We start from the raw sequence: 18,389 nt of genomic DNA on the forward strand, positions 1-18,389 counted from the left end.
CCCCAACTACTGCATTCAGGGTTGATCTTCTCATTGCCACTGCACTCGATTTAATTAATCCCGTGCATTTGAAAAACTGGTTTACTCACTGTTGCTACTGTGCCTCATAAAACTGCAATAGGCTGTAAGTCCCTCCTAAATAGTTTTCAATACAGAAAGTTGCTTTCATACCATCAATCAGATATTCAAGTTCATGTGATGTCATTGCCTCCCGTCTACTTGCACGTCGCGATCCCTTGAGCGAAAGATTTTTAAACTCTATGAAATCCCCAAGCACTGCTTGTAAATATTTCTCCATGCCAGCCTGAGAATGTATTAAAACACCTGTTTGATTAGAAACATTTATATAAGCATCAAGGGATTGACTAAAGTTTCTAACAAACCGTTCCTCAAATAAACTTCTGTTCCAATGCAAAGCACTTTGTTTATAGTCTAATATCTCTCGAATCTGAGATTTAATAAATTCATTATTGAATCTTTGATAGGCAAGTTTATTTTTAGTACTTTGCCCTGGCTTCTGGCTCTTTCTCGCATCCTCATAGTATCCAAGAACAATGTAGGTGTTTAGCAAATTCATCCATGAGATTGTAGAGTATTGAAGCTTATCCAAATCCCCATCTTTTCCTTCATCTTTGATGACAGGTATTACTGTCAATATCTTTGACGAATTGTAAGTATTGTAAATTCTTGCAAATGGATAACTCCTTGTTCGCTTAGGTGAAACCCATTTTGAGTAAGCTATCTCTGCATCGTCTGCCTGTATAAGTCCATATGCACTTGATTCGTTGATATCAAACTTTTCTAGGGACACCTTTTTTAACTCTTCTGTTAAGCAGGCTCTATATTTAACTCCCCGTATAAATCCAGTAAAATGTAGAACTTCGGTCATATTCTAGAGATTTGCTGTAGCCACAAGCATCGTCTGATTCTAACTCAACCTTGTCTGTCAGCGTCCAAAGTCTTAGCACAAGCCAACTTTACAATATCTGTGTTGTCTGGCATAGTTGTCGATGCGATCGCATCATCTGCAACTTAGTTCGCCAAAAACTAAAGTTTTAATATGAGTGAGTGGTACAAAGAGGATCTCGCGTTTATTCATGATGTCGGTTTTAGCGACTATGCACTCCAGTCTGCTCCTGGTATACTGGCAATCCTAGAGCAAAATAAGATACACAAAGGTTTAGTAGTAGACTTAGGTTGTGGCAGTGGATTATCGGCGCAAGAGTTTATAAAGGCTGATTATTGCGTTCTCGGAATTGATATCTCAGAATCAATGATCGATATTGCCCGCACAAGAGTGCCGAATGCGAACTTTCAAGTTGGGTCACTATTTAAAGTAGAAATTCCGCCGTGTCATGCTGTTACGTCCATTGGTGAATGCCTCAACTATTTGTTTGATCCAGACAGCGATCGCCAACTGCTAATTCAGCTTTTCCATCGTATCTACAGCGCATTAACACCAGGTGGTATCTTTATCTTTGATATTGCAGAGCCAGGACAGGTTGAACAGGGAACTAAGGTCAAAGGATTCACTGAAGGAGACGGTTGGATCGTACTTGTTGAAAAAGAGGAACAACGCGAAATATTGACCCGTCGAATTATCGCGTTTCGCAAGGTGGAAGAACACTACAGACGCGATGACGAAGTACACTATCTGTGTTTGTACAAAGCAACAGAGATTGCTAGCGAACTACGCCAAATAGGCTTCCAAGTTCAAGTCATGCGTAGTTATGGAGAGTACAATCTGCCGAAATCTCATGCGGCGTTCGTTGCGCGTAAACCAGCATAAAATAATAACCATCAATAGACATTGCCAGTATGCGATCGCCCCAAGCTGCCCAAAGCAAACTGAGTTAAGGTGAGTCACAGCGTGACCTCAAAGCCCTTATTTGACTCAGAAGGTCTTAAGCAATGAGGAAGATATCATTATTCGTCATCGCTAAATTAGCTGAAAGTGTCGCTACTTGTACTTGACCAATTCCACCAATGCCGTCTGCGTCGAAGAATAAATCTCCAGTGGAGCTATTGTAGATAAACCTATCACTACTATCAGCCGCAACTGAACCGATTCTGAATGCATCAACGTTCAGCGTACCGTTACCAACACCGAAATCCTCGAACACAAAAGTATCGTCGGCAACGACAAAATCTGTAATGATGTCAGTACTGCCATCAAACCCGTTCCGGAAGATAAAGCGATCGGCACCAGTGCCTCCTGTAAGAACATCAAAGCCTAATCCGCCCTCTAAATCGTCGTTTCCGCTGCCACCATTGAGTACATCGCTAGCTCCAAACCCAAATAATACATCGTTGCCAGAGCCGCCAAATATCTGATCGCTACCGCCAAGTCCATTGAGAAAGTCGTTACCACCAAAACCCCTGATTGTGTCATTTCCATTCGTTCCAAATCGTGTATCGTTACCAGAGGTTCCTTCAATAAGTGCCATTGTCGTTTCTCCTTTTGGATGATTTTTTGTTCAATGTTTACTCACTACTTGCCCACAACAATTTCCTGAGAACCATATAGGTTCTCTAAAGTTAAAAGCTAGAAATAGTAGAAAGTTCAAGGCTTCACAAATTAGCTCAGGATGTGTTTTATGTTCCTGTTAGTAGCTGCTTGGGAATCGCCCTTTTCATTTACTAAAGTAATCGAGCATTTGGTATTTGTCGTTACAGAAAATCTCAGAACCTTAGTTGCTCAATTTCTCAGAAAATTCTCGGCAAACTTGCTTCAACCTCAGGTTTCCTGTTGAAAATTGTGAAAGAACGGCAATGAGTACTGATACATCAAGACTTCTAAAGGAAATTAGTGTATTTCTGATGACCTCTGCAATTCTCAGATAGCATCAAGATACAGCGTTTGATACGGTATAACGATGAATTTTGAACAAGCGCTGGAGGTAGCTAACGCAGCAGTGTTTGCCAAGTTTGGCAGATACTTAACTGATGTGGAAACTATTATTGTGATGGGGGCTTGGCAGAATCAGACTTATGAGCAAATAGCTGATACTGCAGGCTATTCGGTCAGCTACTTCACTCGTGATGCTGGACCAAAATTTTGGAAGTTTCTGAGTCAAGCACTAGGAGAACCCGTTAGTAAAACAAATTTTCAGGCAGCACTGGAACGACAACGCAGCTTATCAATAGGAGTAGCGGTTCCAACTCAAGATCTCGTTCCTAATGACGACGTTTTAGAATTTCCTAGTGGACCAGTACCGCTCAACTCTCCTTTCTATATCGAGCGTTTTCCGATTGAACAACGTGCCTATGCACAGATCTGTAAGCCTGGGAGTTTGATCCGAATTAAAGCTCCCAAACAAATGGGGAAAACCTCATTAATGCATAGAATTCTAGCGCACGCTAAACAAGCAGGTTTGCGTACTGTGCAGTTGAACTTGCAGCGGGCAGACAGCACTGTTTTTACTTCATTGGATAAATTCTTAAGGTGGTTGTGTGCTAACGTCAGCCGACAGCTCGATCTAGAACCGAAATTAGACGAGTATTGGGATGAGGACATTGGTAGTAAAGTTAGCTGTACGTTATATTTTCAAAGCTATGTACTGGCAAAAATCAATTCTCCTGTTGTCTTAGCTTTGGATGATGTTAATCGAGTTTTTGAGTACCCAGCAATTTCTGCTGATTTTCTACCGCTATTGCGTTCTTGGTATGAAGATGCTGCAGAATTAGAGATTTGGCAAAAGTTGCGACTTATTGTTGTCCATGCAACTGAGGCTTATATTCCGCTAGACATCAATCAATCACCCTTTAACGTTGGTCTACCTGTTAAGTTACCTGAATTAAGTTTGGCACAGGTACAAGATTTAGCAGTAAGGCACAAATTAGAGTGGGCTAAAGGTGAAGGGAAAAATCTAGCTTCTTTACTCGCAATGGTGGGCGGACATCCCTATTTGATCCGGCTAGCACTCTATCATTTAGCACGTCAAGAATCTCTAGAAGAACTTTTGCAAGCGTCTTATACTGTGTCAGGAATCTATAGCGATCATTTGCGGCGTCATCTAGCAAATTTGCAAGAACATCCTGAACTCGTAGCAGCATTGCAACGAGTGGTAGTAGCGCCTGAAGCTGTTCCGTTAGAGGCGATCGCTGCTTATAAGTTAGAAAGTATGGGTTTAGTGAAATTGGAGGGAAATCGGGCTGTACCAAGTTGCAAGTTATATCAACTGTATTTCCGCGAGCAATTGAGTCAAGCTAATGAACACTGATGAATATCAAGTCGGTGGTAGTCTCAAAACAGATGCTTCAACTTATGTAGAGCGACAAGCTGATGTTGAACTTTATCACGCCTTGTTAAGAGGTGAGTTTTGTTACGTATTTAACTCGCGGCAAATGGGCAAGTCAAGTTTGCGGTTGCGAACTCGATATCGGTTGCAAGCCGCAGGCTTCAATTGTGCTTCAATTGATATGACTCGCATCGGCAGCGAAAATATTACGCCAGCGCAGTGGTACAAAGGCATAGTCGTTGAATTACTACGAGGTTTTAATCTTTTTGGTGAAGTTAATTTAAAAATCTGGTGGCAAGAACGCGAGGATTTATCACCTCTGCAGAGGTTGAGTCAATTTATTGAAGACATTCTACTGGTTCGAGTGCAGAGCAAGATTTTTATTTTTATCGACGAAATTGATAGTGTCTTAGGATTAAGTTTTCCGACTGAAGATTTTTTTGCGCTGATTCGGTATTGCTATAACCAGCGAGCAGAAAATCCAGAGTATTATCGTCTTACTTGGGCATTATTTGGAGTGGCAACACCTACCGATTTAATTACTGAGCGCAACCGTACTCCCTTCAATATTGGAAAAGCAGTCGAATTACATGGTTTTCAGCTTGCAGAAGTTCAGCCATTAGCCGCAGGCTTGGAAGGAAAAGTCGCAAATCCAATGGCTGTCCTCAAAGAAATTTTAGCTTGGACTGGCGGACAACCATTTCTGACGCAAAAGTTGTGTCAGCTCGTGGTACAGGAAAGGCACAGTGGCAGTATAAACTTACAGGAATTTAACAATCAGGCTGCAGATCGCTATCAATTGGATTACCATTTACCCATTATCAATTACCACTTGATCAATTTTTATTATCAATTTCCACCGTTAATCTTGGAAAAGCTCGTGCGATCGCACATCATTGAAAATTGGGAAGCGAATGATGAGCCAGAGCATTTAAGAACAATCCGCGATCGCTTACTGTACAACGACCGCCATGCGAGTCTACTCAGAATCTATCAGCAAATTCTTGAAGGTGTTGAGGTACCTGCCGATGATTCACGCGAACAAATTGAACTACTGTTATCAGGCTTAGTCGTCAAGCAGCAAGGACAATTACAGGTCAAAAACCGTATATACAAAGAGGTGTTCGATCGAGCTTGGGTAGAAAAACAATTAACTCAACTGCGCCCTTATTCGCAAGCATTGCATGCTTGGATCGCCTCAGAACGTCGCGACACATCACGATTATTACGCGGGCAAGCTTTACTCGAAGCTCAAGCATGGTTGCCAGATAAAAGTTTAAGTGAATTAGATTATCAATTTCTTGCTGCAAGTCAAGAATGCGATCGCCGCGAAGTTGAGGCACGGCTAGAAGCAGAACGAATTCAAGAAGTAGAAGCACGGTTACTTCAAGAGCAAAAAGTCACTCGACTCCAAAAGTTATTTTTAGCTACTTTGTCTTTGATCTTGGCGATCGCATTAAGTTTAGGGATTATATTTGTCACCAATGTCAAGCATTGCTAAGTAAACTTAATAATCGTTGTGAAAGTGAATAGCAATTAGTTCTAGTTCTAGATTAATCTGTAAATTTTGATTGTATTTTAAAGCTAGACGAGTTCATAACCTACAGTTGTAATTAGGTAGGCGAACGTCTCAAATGTTGAGACATCTTGATATAGGAAATAAGCTTAACTACTTCATAAGACAGATTAGCGGTGAGCTTTTGTAGTTATGCATATCACACTCAGTCAAAATGCTAAGACAAAGTCTCAGTGTCAAAGGCAACGTTGGAGGTTGAGCGATCGCCATGTTTTGATTATCTTACTCTTGAGTGCGATCGTTATTGGTTGCAAGCAAAATTCTGACCTCAATCAAATCGCGCTATCTCCGGCAAATCAAGCTTCTACTCAAAGTACAGAATTGAAGATTTGGTGGGATAAAGGTTATACCTTAGAAGAAGATGAAGCACTTCAGCAAGTTGTCAAACGTTGGGAACAGCAAACTGGCAACCGAGTTCAGCTATCTCATTACAATAACGATGAACTATCGCGCAAAGCACAGAGGGCAATTCAAGCAGGTAATCCACCTGATATCTTAATGAATGACAGTGCTGAACGGGTGCTCAATCCCCGTCTTGCTTGGGAAGGCAAGTTAGCAGATGTTTCCGAGATCATCGAACCAATTAAGCATCATTACTCTGACACTGTACTTGCAGATGTTTATTTCTACAACAATCTCAAAAAACAGCACAGTTACTACGCAATTCCAATTCATCAAGCAATACCGCTGATTTTTTACTGGCGGGATTTGCTCAAGCTAGCAGGTTACAGCGAACAAGATATTCCCCAAGATTGGAATGGCTTTTGGGAGTTTTGGCAGGAAATACACAAAACTATACTAGCTCAGCATAAACAGAAGATTTACGGCATCGGTTTGCCAATGTCACAACGGGCTGGAGATACCTATGAAGTGTTTGAACAAATTTTAGAAGCCTACGATGTTCAACTTCTAGACTCTCAAGGTCAGTTGCGTGTTGACGATCCCCAAGTCCGCCAAGGAATTATTCAATGTATCAACTGGTACACCAAATTTTACCGACAAGGCTATGTACCACCAGAAGCAATCAATTGGCTCAATCCAGACAATAATCGCAGCCTGCTCAATCGTCATGTTGTCATGACGCCGAATAACTCGCTCTCAATTCCCGCTGCTGTGCGGCAAGCACCAGACCTCTATCGCAATAAGTTGGGTACTTTGCGGTATCCGAATAAGCCGAGTGGTAAACCGATGCGTTACTTAACCTTAGTGCGGCAAGTTGTGATTTTTGCAGAATCGCAGAACTTGGAACTAGCTAAAGACTTTATCACTTATTTAATTCAACCAGAAATATCAGGAGATTACCTCAAAGCTACTGGAGGACGCACTCTACCAGTACACGCACTCGTCTGGCAAGACCCCTTCTGGACTAATCCCGCCGATCCGCACATCTCAACTGCTGCCCAACCATTAATTAAGGGACAAACACGCTTGTTTTACACTGCCCAAAACCCTGCTTACAGCATAGTTTTAGAGGAGAATATTTGGGGTGACGCTATTCATAAAGTCGTTGCTGATGGTGTTTCTCCAGAACAAGCAGCAGATGAAGCCATTGAGCGAATCAAGCGAATCTTTGCTGAGTGGAAGTAATCATAAAGTTCCTGCTTTTAAAAGTGCCAACTAACTACAATAAAACATACAGTCAACCTAAATGTATATCTAAACGCATTAATCTTTCCTCAGTGTACTCTGGGGTGTAGTTCGTTTTAGTCATTCTGTTCAGTGCGTAATTCTTGCGCAGCGTATCTATGAAGTTCTGGGAGCAGCATCTCACGACAAAAGTTGCCGGTTCCTTTTTACTTTTGTCCCTCATGGCTGTTGGTGTTGTGGGCAGCGTTGCCTTTTTCCAAGCCAGAGAGGCATTAAAACAGGCTGCATTTAACCGCCTGAGTGTTGCAGCCACACTTAAAGAAGAAGAAATTACACGTTGGTTTGAAGATCAGCGACAGGATTTTTTGCTTGTTACTCAGTACCCAGCAGTGCAAAGAAATCTTGAAACACTTTTGAGCGTACAAAATAATCCGAATCAGCTAATTGTTTACAAAACGCTTTTAGATTATCTAGTTGGTGTAACTCAAACAAAGCCAGCTTTAAGCGAAATTTTTATCCTCGATCGCAGCAATCAAATCATTCTCTCTACCGATCGACAGCGTGAAGGAAATTACGAAATTCTTGCCAACGTGACTTATCTTGAACAAGTTGATCCAGGAGAATCTTTTGCACCAATTTTTTATGTTTCACCGATTACTCACGAGCCATCCGTAACTTTAGCAACACCGATTCGCGATCGCACAAAAGTTCGTCAAGGCGTCATCTTAGCGCACTTAAACTTAGACCGCATCGATCAAATTGTCCGCGAACGCACAGGCTTAGGAACAACCGGAGAAACTTATTTAGTTGGTTCCTTGGTAACTCAAAACACATTTATCTCGAAAGAAGACACCAATAACACACAGGAGTTTCCTGAAGGAGTGAGTAGCCAAGGTATTGATGCTGCAATGAGTGGTGTTAGTGGTGCGGGATTATATCTGAATTATGCCAAAGTACCAGTGATTGGCGTGTATCGCTGGCTCAACGAACAAGATCTGGCGTTATTGGTAGAAATGGAGCAGGAAGAAGCATTTGCCCCAGCGCGCCAATTAGCTACAACACTAGTGTTAGTAGGACTGATCGCAGTCGGGGCGCTATCGATTGGTGTGTATTGGTTAACACAACAACTAAAAATTTCTCGCGAACAGTTAGAGAACTACAGCCATCAATTAGAACAAAAAGCTCAAGAAGCTGAGGCTGCAAACCGTGCCAAAAGTGAATTCTTGGCTAACATGAGTCACGAACTTCGTACTCCGCTCAACGCCATTCTTGGTTTTGCGCAGTTGCTAACTCGCACTTCTCCAGTTAGCCCTGCACAGCGCGAGAGTTTAGAAATTATTAGTCGTAGTGGCGAACATTTACTAACGCTCATCAACGATGTTTTGTCGATGGCAAAAATCGAAGCAGGGCGCACGATATTGAATGAAAACAGTTTTGATTTGTATGAATTGCTCGACTCACTCGAAGAGATGCTAAGACTAAAAGCAGCATCGCAGAGCTTACAACTCATTTTTGAACGCAGCCCCGAAGTTCCTCAATATGTACAAGCTGACGAGAGTAAATTGCGTCAAGTCTTAATTAATCTCCTTGGCAATGCGGTTAAATTTACTCAAGCAGGAAGCGTGATTTTACGTGTCATTGCTCATCAGACAAATCCTCACCACCTATGCTTTGAAGTTGAAGACACTGGTTGTGGCATTGCAGCAGCCGAACTAGCACGATTGTTTAAACCTTTCGTCCAGACAAAAGCCGGTGGAACTCGTGAAGGAACAGGTTTAGGTTTAGCAATTAGTCAACAGTTTGTGCGCTTGATGGACGGAGATATTGCTGTTCGGAGCATCGTTGGACAAGGAACAGTTTTTAGTTTTGAGATTCAAGTTAGCCCCGCACAATCTGAAGTTGAGATGCGACAACAATACCAAAGAGCGATCGCACTCGCACCAAATCAACCTCAATATCGCATTTTAGTCGTCGAAGACAAATGGGAAAATCGTCAGCTTTTAGTCAAAATGTTAACATCACTTGGTTTTGAGGTTCGTGAAGCAGAAAATGGTCAAGTGGGAGTAGCACTTTGGCAAGCGTGGGAACCGCATCTCATTTGGATGGATATGCGGATGCCTGTGATGGATGGTTATGAAGCAACTAAACGTATTAAAGCTCATTTGAAAGGTCAAGCAACAGTGATTATTGCACTAACTGCCAGCGCATTTGATGAGGAAAGATCAATTATTTTATCTACTGGTTGTGATGACTTTGTTTGTAAACCCTTCCGCGAAGAAGAAATTTTTGAAAAAATAGCAAAACATTTAGGAGTACGCTACATCTACGACGCAACTCCTACCGAGGAAGAAGTTGAAGTACATTTAGTTCGCGAACCTGCGTTATTAAGAAATGAACTTGCACGAATGCCTCCTGAGTGGGTAGCACAGTTATATCAAGCAGCATTGCAGACTAATGAAACATTAATTTTTAGTTTATTGGAACAAATTCCTGATGAACTTGCCGCATTAACAAATGCTCTAACAGATTTAGTCAATAACTTTCGGATTGATCAAATCATTGAGCTAACGCAACCCGATTTAGAATGAATAATCATACACAAATACATAAAGCTAATATTCTCGTTGTTGACGATCGCCCAGATAATTTACGGCTTTTATCTGCCATGCTGACGCAGATGGGGTATGAAGTTCGTCGAGTTATTAATGGGCAAACAGCACTGAAAACTGCCCAAGCTGCGCCACCTGATTTAATATTGCTCGATATTATGATGCCAGATATGAATGGCTATGAAGTTTGCCAGCATCTCAAAGCTGAAGAACAAACACGCAATGTTCCAGTAATTTTTATCAGTGCGCTTGATGAAGTATTTGATAAAGTTAAAGCTTTTGCAGTTGGTGGAGTAGATTATATCACAAAACCGTTTAGCGAAGAAGAAGTTTTTGCACGAGTAGAAAATAATTTGACGATCCAGAGGTTGCAAAAGCAACTAACAGAGCAAAACACACTTTTACAACAAGAAATCCGCACTCGTGAAAAGGCAGAAGCAGCGCTACGATTGACACAGTTTTATCTCGATAGATCGCGGGATGCTGTTTGTTTTATTAATGCTGATGCGCAGTTTGTGTATGTCAATGAAGCTGCTTGTCGGATTTTAGGTTATTCTCAAAATCAATTACTCAGTATGTCAGTGCGTGATGTTAATCCTAATTTTCCAACAGAGATTTGGCAGTCACACTGGCAAGAAATTAAACAAAAAGGCTCTTTTACTTTTGAATCAACTTCACGTACCCAAGACGGAAGAGAGTTAAACGTAGAGATTACTACTAATTATTTGGAGTTTAATAATCAAGAGTACAACTGTGCGATCATACGCGATATTACCGCACGTAAGCAGATAGAAGCAGCACTTAAACACAGCGAAACTAAATTTCGTCATCTTTTTGAAAATGCTCCAGTAGGAATTATTTGCGCCCACATTCAAAATGGTCTAATTCTAGAAGCTAATAAATGTTTTCTTGAGATGTTGGGATACAGTGCATCAGAAGTTATTCAACAAAAAGCGATCGCTGACTTTTTTAATTCAACGACTCAACAACAAATTTGGGAAAATATCCAAATTCAAGGACAAATTCGTAACTTGAAAACACAGACTCATAAACACAATGGGGTAACAATACATGTGTTACTTTCTGCATGGATGGATGCAATCGAAAAGCATCTAGAAATTGCCGTAATTGACATTGATTAAATCAATGATCAAGATGCCCACCGACTGAAGTCGAGGCTACCCAAGCAAAGTGTACCTTCGTACACTAAAACTTTTACCGGTGAGTCCACAAAGGTGGATGACTACATAGCAGCAAATTCAATTTGCCAAGCTTTCTCTCAAAGATGAGACTCGCAGCCTGTTTGAATAACAACCTATACTCTATAAAAGTGTGAACTGAGAGAATAAATTGTGGATGCAGCATTAGAGCGATCGCACCAGTTAAAACAAGCCTTACTAGATTTTGTTTTGACAGCCGAAGGCGATTTAGCAGCAACGCTTGAAGCTTATGCAGCAAAGCAGGCGCGGCGAGATAAAGGAAAAGCGCAACAGGATATTATTGTTGATAGCTTTTTGAGTGAAGGGCAAGTCGGGGACAAAACACCATTAGACTTATTTATTGAAGATCGTCAGGATTTATCTCAAAGCGATCGCCAGTTAGTGAAAAGTTGGCATCGTAGCTTTATGGGCTTGTTCGCAATTACTCAAATTTTGCCGGATGGATTTGAGTTAATGAACTGGCTGACAGCTAAAAAATATATTGTCAAACCTGATAATGCTCAATTTGCCGAAGAAATTCGCCGCTACAAAGAAGGAGAAATCTTACTCACACGGATTTCACCAGTGACAGAGACTTATTGGACATTTTCGGGACCTTGTACGCCATTGGGTAGATTGGGTAAACCAAAACTAGCAGTCGCAATTGGAAACTTCAAAGACAACTACAAAAATCATCTTTACAGCGACGCGCCTGACTTACTCGCCGAAGCTTGGGAATCTGTCGCACGTTACCACCAACAGTTTATCGATTTCTTTGGTAGTGACGAAGTATCAATGCCAGGCTATCAACTCAATAAAAAGATTGCTGAATTTCAAGAAGTCTTAATGCAACAGCGTTTAGCAGCAGCCGGTATTGACGAATCTAAAACACTAGCAGAAATAGCACAAGATGCAGGAATTGACAAAGAGGAACTCGAAGCCGCCGCCGCAGAAGCAGGTGTAGATGGCAAAGTTGCTCAATTATTTGAGAACAAAACGACGGCTAAAATGGTGATGCCAAAGGTCGATCTCCCTGCTGAACTCAAAAAAGCCGAACAGGTAACAGCAATATCGCATCCCCGCTGGGGACAAATGTTTTTACCTACCTATCATCGTGTCGTGGCGTTACTAGAAGCTGAAGATTGGCAAACGGTCGAAGGTGCAGAAAAACTGATTCGCAACTATCTAGAAGATCCCAAAATTAACGCATTTATTTGGCAGCGTTTAGCTCAGAAGTATCCTACAAAACTAGAACAAGTTTTGCAAACAGTACTCCAGCGTCCATTTAAAATTGACCGCGATTTAGAACCACTGCTAGAAGAATTTGACAAACCACTCGTACCAGAATTACCAGAAATCGCCAGCGTTCCAGTTCATTTACACAACCTATTTGAAGAAGCCGTCGCAGAAGTCAACAAGTCAAAATCGAAAAAGACGAAAAAGAAAGCAGCACTGGGCTTCCAAAAATCTTAATTCTCCGCTACTGTTCCATATTCTGAATAGTCAACACCTGTGGTGGCGTTGCATCTGGCGGATAGAGAAAATTGACTTGTACGAGACGGCGATCGCCTGGCGGCATATTTAATAATACAAGTGGTTCCCCTGCTTGTCCTCTTTTTTGTACTAAGTGGATATATTTAGTCTGGGGTAAACCGCGATCGTCACTATACCGCAGTCTTACTGTACCGCGAAAGAAGTTTTGAGTCGCAGGCGGAATCAAGAACCGCAATCCACCTTGTGTTAATTCGTCTTCCTTCAGTGGTGTTTGTAGCGACACACTAATTGTCTGGGGTTGATTTGTATTGTTGTACAACGGCAAACTTAGGTTGTATTCAACGCCATAATTACCGTGTGCTTGATAGGCAGTATCAGGATACCGTACCAGCAATGGTGCGCTTTGGACTTGATTTGTCCCTTGTCTTCCTGCGGTTAAGGTACTTAAACCATAAGAAAACGCTTGACCCCGCTGAGGAATACTCAGATGTTGCACACTAGGACTATCAAAAAGTTGAGCTTGCCATTGAGAACCTTGCGCAACTCCAGCAACGCGACCATAAATTACTTTACCACCTGCTTCGGGAGGAGTCGGAGCGCGATCGCGAGGTCCGGCTAAAGTTCCTGTTTCTAATAACTGTTGCCATTCGGCTAAAGTTGGTGCTCTTTCACTTCCATCAGGATTAGATTTAGCATACATTGCCAAACTTGCCGCATAAACTCTCCCACTGCTACGGAGTTTCATTAGAGTAGAACGCCCATTGATTGGTGGTTCTAAAGTTTGCACAGGGATTGGTAAATTGAGCAACATCTGGCTTTGCTGCGGCGGAATAGTTACTTTGGCAGGAAATATCGATTGTCTCTGTCCGCGTAGAATATCATTCATTACGCGATCGCCTGGACCTGCAAAAATAGTTCCTAAAGGATTTTCAGCTTGCGGCGGTAAGTCAATAAACGGTGCGTCAGGTTGACTTAAATAACTCGCTGCTTGTAAGACATCTACTGTAACGGGTTGCGTAGTTGGGTTATGCAGTAACACTCCTAGATAAAGTGTGCGTAAGTCCTCTGGAGAAGTTGCTTTAGCAATGTGATGGGCAAAAATATCAAATCGTCCTTGAAACGGAAAGTTCAAGTGGGCGTTTGCGGCTTTTCCCGTAGGAGGAAACGTCGATAGTAGAATTCCTTCTGTTTGGACGACTTCTGGGCTATTGCTATTAAACACAGGAACACTATCTAAAGAACCTGGCAAGGGACGTACTTGTTGCGGTTGTACGATTTCTTGTTGTGGTGGTGTTGGTGTTGGTGCAGGTGTAGCTTGAGCAAATGTGAATATAGGTAACAATGGCAGCATAACAGCAGTCAAGGATCAGCGAATAAGGGTCAGAAAAATTTTCTCTGCCCTTTTGTTAGGTTGTGATTAATTCAAAATAAGACATAAAATAACTCATAAAAGTGCCATTTTTTGAATAATTAATATAAAGTCTTTTGTTACTCTTTGCATATTCTCATCTGTCAAAATTGGTACGTGAACAAAAAGACAACGGCTGTTTAACTGCTGTGTTGTAATGTGATTCAAAACTGCAAAATAAAGTCCTTCACAAACAAACTTTCCTGCATCATGACTGATTTGCGTCACCGAAAGCTCAGCGATCAGTTGTTCTAAATCAATTGGCGATCGCAAAACAATGTCGCCACAAGTTGCATTAGATTCTACAGTTAATTGCGTTCGACTTTCTGCCATACCGCAACAAATAATTGCAGTAGGTTGAATTTCAGTAATTTTTCTGTTGACATAATTGCTAGCTTGTTGAGTTTCGACAGGTAGTTTCCTTAAAACAGATAGTGGAGGTAGTTGTAAATCGTTATTTGTAAGACATAGCTTATGGATTTTAGCAATGAGATCGTCGGATGAATTAGATTTCTGATGTGGTAGCCATGTTGTAAATGAAGTTAAGAGGATTTGAGGAGGCATATTATAGTACCTCTTAGATGGATAAATCGTGGTGAGGGTAGGGAGTAGGGACTAGGGAATTGTGTGGTTTATTCAAGGGCAAACTGCTGTAGGGTGTTAAGTGTTTAACTTAGAATAAATAAAGTGGATAATATCAAAGGGGGTCTGCCCAATGGCAGCGATCGCAGTTATAGACTATGACATGGGTAATCTGCACTCTGTCTGTAAAGGCTTAGAAAAAGCTGGGGCGTCTCCGAAAATTACTGACTCAGCTATGGAATTAGCAAAAGCTGATGCGCTAGTGCTACCTGGCGTAGGTGCGTTCGATCCAACAGTGCAACATATTAGATCCCGTGACTTAGTTGAACCCATTAAAGATGCGATCACTAGTGGTAAACCGTTTTTAGGCATCTGTATGGGGCTGCAAGTCTTATTTGACAGCAGCGAAGAAGGTGTAGAACCAGGATTAGGAATTATTTCTGGTACAGTACGACGCTTTAAAAGCGAACCAGGAATTACTATTCCGCACATGGGTTGGAATCACCTAGAACTTACTCAACCTCATTGTCCCCTATGGCAAAATCTATCATTGCAGCCTTGGGTTTATTTTGTCCATTCCTACTATGTCGATCCTCAAGATCCTACAGTTCAAGCAGCAACAGTAACGCATGGTAGTCAAACTGTTACAGCAGCGATCGCGCGTGACAATCTTATGGCAATGCAATTTCACCCTGAAAAATCTTCAACTGCTGGGTTGCAAATCCTCTCCAACTTCGTGCGTCAAGTTCGCACTGTCGTACCAGTATAAATATATTTTCCCCTCTGCACCCCTGCCCTTCTGCTTCTTTCTCATGCGAATTCACGGCAATCGTCTCATCAAAACATTACCAGGGAGAGACACGCGACCAACAACAGGCAGGGTACGCGAAGCAGTGTTTAATATTTGGCAAGGTGCGATCGCAGGTAGCCGGTGGCTAGATCTGTGTGCGGGTAACGGTTCAATGGGTGCAGAAGCTTTATGTCGTGGTGCAACCTTAGTGGTGGGAATTGAGCAATCAAGCCGTGCCTGTACAATTATTAAAGAAAATTGGCAACGAGTATCACAACCAGATCAAATCTTTCAAGTTTTGCGCGGAGATGTCGTGCAGCGGTTAAAAACACTTTCAGGACAACAGTTTGATCGCATCTACTTCGATCCACCTTATGCAAGTGATTTATATTTACCAGTGTTGCAGGCGATCGCACAGTATCAATTGCTGCATCCGAAGGGCGAACTTGCAGTAGAACATCATCCCAATCTGCCTAAGGTGCAACTGTCTACACTAGAAATCTGTCGCGAAAAAGTCTACGGGAATACTGCTGTTACGTTCTATCGTGCAGTCTAACTCGAAAAATTAAAAGCCCTTCTAAAATCATTAGAAGGGCTAGCAACCTCGATTAGGTAATGGTTGGTACAGTTTATAAACCCAACTGCTTGCCACGCTTGTATTGCTGATACGCAGCAAAAAATAAACCAGCCAAAGTAATTACTATCAAGCCCAGAACAATACCATCGAGTAGTGGTTCAACCATACAATATCTCCTGTTGCAATCGCATAATAAGCGCTGCGCTACGCGCAATCGCGCTTCGTGGCTTAGGCTGTATGAGGTTAGATAACTCAACAGTAGCCAACAGTAATAGACTTTTACCAGCATACACTGAATTACTGATGTGAGAAAACCTGGTTATTGGTAAATCTTCTATACAAAACTTAACTATAAATGCCGATTTAGCTAACTTTGCTTGCGAACACTATCAAGAACTTTTAAGCTATGTGTTAGGAGATAAATATTTTTGTGAATTCTCAATTCAAGTAATCAGCTTTTGGCTAATCAGTTCGCTAAACCAGAAATTCTGCTCCAGCGGCTTGCATTCATCGCTTTGGCGATTTTGTTAGTTGCAATTTTAGTTGTCGTAGGTGTGCATAGGGTAAAAGTTTCTGAACCTTATGTTAAGAATGTTTTGTCATTAACAGGAGATCCCGTACGCGGAAATGCAATTTTTCAAATGAACTGTGCTGGTTGTCATGGATGGCAAGCTGATGGTAACGTTGGACCTAGTTTACAAGGTGTTTCTAAGCGCAAGTCTCGCTTTGGTCTAATCCATCAAGTCATTAGCGGCGACACACCACCGATGCCACAGTTCAAACCAAGTCCAAAAGAAATGGCAGACTTGTTAAGTTACTTAGAGACACTTTAAGTGAAAACTTATTAGAGCAAGAAACTTTGGTTTACGTTGAGTATGTCCCTCGCATCTCGTAAACTAGAGCGGAAATATTAAGGAGCATATGCTTTCTTAGTTGAGATCGTCCAAGTACAGGAAGTGGCAGGATAAAAAGCAATAACAAATAATTGGTGATGTAGTTTCGTGACTATGAAAGCAGGCGATCGCCTACTTGGATCTCTAGCGGTCGTGGTCAGCCACGGCTAATAACCTTTGCAACACCACAAGCGGCTTGGGTCAGTCCGCTGCACCAAAGTTGTTCTGCTGCCTCAGCCTACTAGAAAGTTTTACCTACAACAAAAGTTAATTAACCATAATCTCTTATCATCCATCTTCTCTTTGCTGCTTCGTGGGCTAAGTCAATCTTAATGACAAATTTATGTTCTGCTAGTATTTTCTGTATTGGTCGAAGCTCATGATCGCCTAAATGATTTTCCAAATAAGCTTCTATTAAAATCTCAACTAACTGAGTAACACTACTTAGAGGCATTTGGATATATTGTTGAATATATTTTACCGCCCTCCCATCATCAGTCAGTACTTTGCCGCCAATACGCTTAGCAACTACAAAACAAGATAGTTCTGCATCACTAGCACGTTTTGATTGAGGAACATTTGACATTTCCACTAAATCTTCTAGTTCTAAAGGGAATCTTGAAATTTCTTCGGAACTAACTAAGTTGCTAAAATAAGTAAAGCTATCAGGATACTTTTGCTTTGAATTCTCAAACTCTAGTTGCACATATATCGTCGTAACTACAGAATATCCAAGTGCTTTAAGGACATAAAAGCGATCAATATGCATGAAATTAAGAATTGAACATTTGTCGATAGTTACCACTCCTTTCACTAACCATCTACCTCCAAAAAAGTTAGGAGTTCATGTAGGAGCTGATAACCATCTTCTAAAGGAAGTAACAACATATCTAGAAGTTTGTGATAAGTAATCTCTCTACGCCTGTATGCCTCCGTGCCAAGATTAATAAAGTGCCAAGATAAACCCTGACGTATAATTTGTGTGGATTTGTCTCGTATCCCCGAAGATAAACTTGGTGGAGTTTCAGGATCAAATTTCTCATCATGCTTAATAACTAAACGGCTATCTTGAAATAGCTGTTTCTGCAAATCTTTGGCAATCCATTCAAGTTCAGTTAAACGGATGATTACAACTTGTGAGTTAACTCGAAATCGTTCAGCAATTTGTCTGATCAGGCTCACCCATGCTTCATAGTTGCTGGCAAGCGAATAGTCTAATTCAAGCCTTTGTTTCGGAACCAAAAAATTACCCGCAAAACTATTAGCTCTCCATTCAAGTTCAGGCTTGTCGTTTGAAGATTTTAAATACAGCCTATTGCAGTTTTATGAGGCACAGTAGCAACAGTGAGTAAACCAGTTTTTCAAATGCACGGGATTAATTAAATCGAGTGCAGTGGCAATGAGAAGATCAACCCTGAATGCAGTAGTTGGGG

General features: G+C 41.5%; 17 protein-coding genes. 10 read left to right on the top strand and 7 right to left on the bottom strand.

The genetic code is table 11. From position 1 onward, the window contains the following. Positions 1–94: 94 nt before the first annotated feature. Positions 95–889, bottom strand: coding sequence for a hypothetical protein (locus IQ230_RS23870; RefSeq protein ID WP_193934714.1), 795 nt, complete (start codon positions 887–889; stop codon positions 95–97). Positions 890–1,060: 171 nt separating this feature from the next. On the opposite strand from IQ230_RS23870, the gene IQ230_RS23875 reads away from it, so the two are divergent. Beyond that, positions 1,061–1,789, top strand: a complete 729-nt coding sequence (locus IQ230_RS23875) for a class I SAM-dependent methyltransferase (protein WP_193934715.1) — start codon at positions 1,061–1,063, stop codon at positions 1,787–1,789. A 115-nt stretch (positions 1,790–1,904) separates the two neighbouring features. Here the strand turns inward: IQ230_RS23875 and IQ230_RS23880 are convergent, their stop codons facing one another. Beyond that, a complete protein-coding gene (locus IQ230_RS23880; RefSeq protein WP_193934716.1) occupies positions 1,905–2,447 on the bottom strand; it encodes a calcium-binding protein in 543 nt (180 codons plus the stop codon). 429 nt (positions 2,448–2,876) lie between these two features. On the opposite strand from IQ230_RS23880, the gene IQ230_RS23885 reads away from it, so the two are divergent. From IQ230_RS23885 to IQ230_RS23910, 6 genes are all read left to right on the top strand, one after another. Continuing rightward, the gene (locus IQ230_RS23885) at positions 2,877–4,223 is read left to right on the top strand and encodes an AAA-like domain-containing protein (RefSeq protein ID WP_193934717.1); all 1,347 of its coding nucleotides are present in this window, start codon (positions 2,877–2,879) and stop codon (positions 4,221–4,223) included. Then, on the top strand, positions 4,213–5,742 hold the full coding sequence (locus IQ230_RS23890; protein ID WP_193934718.1) for an AAA-like domain-containing protein: 1,530 nt from the start codon (positions 4,213–4,215) through the stop codon (positions 5,740–5,742). Before IQ230_RS23885 ends, IQ230_RS23890 begins: the two co-directional genes overlap by 11 nt. A gap of 207 nt (positions 5,743–5,949) precedes the next feature. Next, complete coding sequence (locus IQ230_RS23895; RefSeq protein ID WP_193934719.1) at positions 5,950–7,404, top strand: ABC transporter substrate-binding protein; 1,455 nt, start codon at positions 5,950–5,952, stop codon at positions 7,402–7,404. 158 nt (positions 7,405–7,562) lie between these two features. Beyond that, positions 7,563–9,992 (top strand): hybrid sensor histidine kinase/response regulator, encoded by a 2,430-nt coding sequence (locus IQ230_RS23900; protein ID WP_193934720.1) that lies wholly within the window; start codon positions 7,563–7,565, stop codon positions 9,990–9,992. Further along, positions 9,989–11,155, top strand: coding sequence for a PAS domain S-box protein (locus IQ230_RS23905; RefSeq protein ID WP_193934721.1), 1,167 nt, complete (start codon positions 9,989–9,991; stop codon positions 11,153–11,155). Before IQ230_RS23900 ends, IQ230_RS23905 begins: the two co-directional genes overlap by 4 nt. Positions 11,156–11,365: 210 nt before the next feature. After that, complete coding sequence (locus IQ230_RS23910) at positions 11,366–12,685, top strand: hypothetical protein (protein WP_193934722.1); 1,320 nt, start codon at positions 11,366–11,368, stop codon at positions 12,683–12,685. Between the two features lie 7 nt (positions 12,686–12,692). Here IQ230_RS23910 and IQ230_RS23915 read toward each other — a convergent pair whose 3' ends face one another. Both IQ230_RS23915 and IQ230_RS23920 read right to left on the bottom strand, forming a co-directional pair. Beyond that, positions 12,693–14,057: a DUF3370 domain-containing protein gene (locus IQ230_RS23915; RefSeq protein ID WP_193934728.1), complete on the bottom strand. Its 1,365-nt coding sequence runs from the start codon at positions 14,055–14,057 to the stop codon at positions 12,693–12,695. 93 nt (positions 14,058–14,150) lie between these two features. Next, a complete protein-coding gene (locus IQ230_RS23920; RefSeq protein ID WP_193934723.1) occupies positions 14,151–14,678 on the bottom strand; it encodes a pyroglutamyl-peptidase I family protein in 528 nt (175 codons plus the stop codon). A gap of 151 nt (positions 14,679–14,829) precedes the next feature. Here IQ230_RS23920 and hisH point away from each other — a divergent pair, with 151 nt between their 5' ends. Together hisH and rsmD are read left to right on the top strand one after the other, a co-directional pair. Continuing rightward, on the top strand, positions 14,830–15,465 hold the full coding sequence (gene hisH, locus IQ230_RS23925; protein ID WP_193934724.1) for an imidazole glycerol phosphate synthase subunit HisH: 636 nt from the start codon (positions 14,830–14,832) through the stop codon (positions 15,463–15,465). Positions 15,466–15,508: 43 nt separating this feature from the next. After that, positions 15,509–16,042, top strand: coding sequence for a 16S rRNA (guanine(966)-N(2))-methyltransferase RsmD (gene rsmD, locus IQ230_RS23930; protein WP_193934725.1), 534 nt, complete (start codon positions 15,509–15,511; stop codon positions 16,040–16,042). Between the two features lie 73 nt (positions 16,043–16,115). On the opposite strand, the gene petG is transcribed toward rsmD, so the two are convergent. Next, complete coding sequence (gene petG, locus IQ230_RS23935) at positions 16,116–16,229, bottom strand: cytochrome b6-f complex subunit V (RefSeq protein ID WP_015190616.1); 114 nt, start codon at positions 16,227–16,229, stop codon at positions 16,116–16,118. Positions 16,230–16,521: 292 nt separating this feature from the next. On the opposite strand from petG, the gene IQ230_RS23940 reads away from it, so the two are divergent. Continuing rightward, entirely contained in the window at positions 16,522–16,896 is a 375-nt protein-coding gene (locus tag IQ230_RS23940) for a c-type cytochrome (RefSeq protein ID WP_193934726.1), read from the top strand. 331 nt (positions 16,897–17,227) lie between these two features. On the opposite strand, the gene IQ230_RS23945 is transcribed toward IQ230_RS23940, so the two are convergent. Both IQ230_RS23945 and IQ230_RS23950 read right to left on the bottom strand, forming a co-directional pair. Then, positions 17,228–17,725 carry a hypothetical protein gene (locus tag IQ230_RS23945; protein WP_193934727.1) on the bottom strand — a complete coding sequence of 166 codons (498 nt, stop codon included), beginning with the start codon at positions 17,723–17,725 and terminating at the stop codon, positions 17,228–17,230. Between the two features lie 44 nt (positions 17,726–17,769). Beyond that, positions 17,770–18,267: an ImmA/IrrE family metallo-endopeptidase gene (locus IQ230_RS23950; RefSeq protein ID WP_228055289.1), complete on the bottom strand. Its 498-nt coding sequence runs from the start codon at positions 18,265–18,267 to the stop codon at positions 17,770–17,772. Between the last annotated feature and the right edge of the window lie 122 nt (positions 18,268–18,389).

The organism is Gloeocapsopsis crepidinum LEGE 06123, assembly GCF_015207655.1.
GTDB lineage: Bacteria > Cyanobacteriota > Cyanobacteriia > Cyanobacteriales > Chroococcidiopsidaceae > Gloeocapsopsis > Gloeocapsopsis crepidinum.